Below are 1980 nucleotides of genomic sequence, written 5' to 3' on the forward strand. Positions count from 1 at the left end.
TCACATAACAAGCAATTCAAGTGGATTCTCAACGCGTGGCAGTTTTACTATGCGTTAGGTAAAGTGTTTTACGGTGCAATGCAGCGGCTTGGCCAGTGCGTTGTTCACCACTTAATTGGGCGTTATGCAACTCAGGTAAATTTAGGGGTTCAATCTTTTGGGATTTCTCCGGCTATTCGTTTTGTGTTGTCGGCAAATGAGCATTTTTACCCTCAAATTCTTGGTTAACTTAAACCGTAAAACAGGCAAATTTCTTTGTTTGCCTCAATTGGTTTTAGCGTTGGCGCGTTGTCAGTTTAACGGGTGCAAAGTGTGGAAATGGCAAGTTAATCGATCATTTCGCATTTGCTGAAAGTCTTGCTCGGTGATTTTGTCTCATTCAAAAGCTTGGTTTGTCGTTGAAAGGTGGATTTTGTTTTGGCGGCTTATTTATCACGGTTCAGGCTTTGGCTGATTCTTGGTTCACTTAACCAATATTTAGATTGTTTTCTTAATCAAATGTAGTGTAACTTCTGGTTTATCTTATTGAATTTGCATAACAAAGCATTTAAGACGGATTCGCAACGCTTGGCGGTTTTAGTGTAAATTCAGTTTTTGTGTTTTAAGTGGTTTGTCGAGGCGTTGGTGTTTAGCGTCGCTCACCACTTAATGCGGCGTTATATTTATTTTGACTTTGGAGTTAATGTTGAACCTAGAAAAACTAGTTCTTAGTAGTGGAACTGAAGAGATACTCATATCTGTTAGCCCTGACTGGCCAACAATTATTGTTACTGGTGCAATCGGTGTAGGAAGTATTCTTACTTCGATTGCTGTAGTTGTTATAACTCGCCGGAACCAAAAAAGTCAAAGTAAAGAAAAAGTTGCAAACCTGAGACAGCAATGGCTCACTGAGTTAAGAGAAACGATTTCTAAGTTTGTTGCAGTTGCTGGAGTAATTTCTGTCCGCGGTAAGATTGTTAAAGATTACGTAGCTACGGTAGAAGGGAAAGAGAATTACCAAACGTTGCTATACTACCGCAGTAAAATTCATCTTATGCTAGACGTTAATAAAGACTATTCGAAGGTATTAAAAAGTCTGCTATCTGATGTGGTTAAAAACATTGGTAATAACGAGAAAGAGTCTGTAAAAGATGTCGGAAGTTATCTCAAAGCATTTGAGGAGCAGTCCCAAAAAGTACTTGAGAAGGCTTGGCAAGATATACGAAAAGATCTTGAATCATAAATATAACAAGCAATTTAAGAGGGATTCACAACGCTTGGCGCCCTCACTTTAAGTCAGTTTAGTGTTTATGGCACAATGCTTTAGGTTTAGGAGGAGGCGTTGTTCACCCCTTAATTGGGCGTTATGTAGCAGGAGGGAACTTGCAAGATATAAAGAATATACTCGTTTACAAGCGAACTCACGTTGGTGATCCCAATGGGAAAGGTGAGTTTGGTGTAAACGACTGCATGGGGGAAATCCGTGACTATGATTTTGATGCTGTAATAGGTGTTGGCGGTTTAGGTAATGAGCCCTGCAGTTATGGAATTGATCGAAAGATCAATTGGGTTGGCATCAAGCCGACGAGAATGAATGGCTCCGAAGCTCATCGCGCAGATATACTTAAATTCGAAAAATTTGTTTTGTTAGAGTCATCGGGTCCTATTTTTGAGCCAATGGCTCCATTACTCGCAAAGCGTTTATATCAAGATGGTGCTAGATTTGTATTCACAAGTATGACTGACAAAGAACGAGAAGAAGCCAGAAATATCTTAGCTTTTTGTTTGTCGTTACCTTCAGTTGAGCCATTACATGTATCTGAAAAGTGTAATCTAAGCTTTTCAAGCCCATGTACATCAAAGTGTTAAAGCTACTTAGTATCAAGTTTGAAGTGCGACATTTTTTACAGATGCGCATGAATATACTCCAGTGGTGTTCTATACCCAAGTCTTTTGCGTGGGCGCGTATTTAATTTGTGTGCGATTTCATCACAGAGCTCT

3 protein-coding genes are annotated in these 1980 nt (G+C 39.5%); all 3 read left to right on the forward strand.

Annotated features, from left to right (window positions below; all coding sequences use genetic code 11):
* Positions 1–228: hypothetical protein (locus AACW06_RS19285; RefSeq protein ID WP_192076301.1), on the forward strand; the 228-nt coding region annotated here is incomplete at its 5' end.
* Between the two features lie 454 nt (positions 229–682).
* Positions 683–1222, forward strand: coding sequence for a hypothetical protein (locus AACW06_RS19290; protein ID WP_238336761.1), 540 nt, complete (start codon positions 683–685; stop codon positions 1220–1222).
* A gap of 140 nt (positions 1223–1362) precedes the next feature.
* Entirely contained in the window at positions 1363–1848 is a 486-nt protein-coding gene (locus tag AACW06_RS19295) for a hypothetical protein (protein ID WP_069548082.1), read from the forward strand.
* Positions 1849–1980 lie beyond the last annotated feature (132 nt).

Source organism: Vibrio sp. S12_S33 (genome assembly GCF_963889785.1).
Classification (GTDB): domain Bacteria; phylum Pseudomonadota; class Gammaproteobacteria; order Enterobacterales; family Vibrionaceae; genus Vibrio; species Vibrio aestuarianus.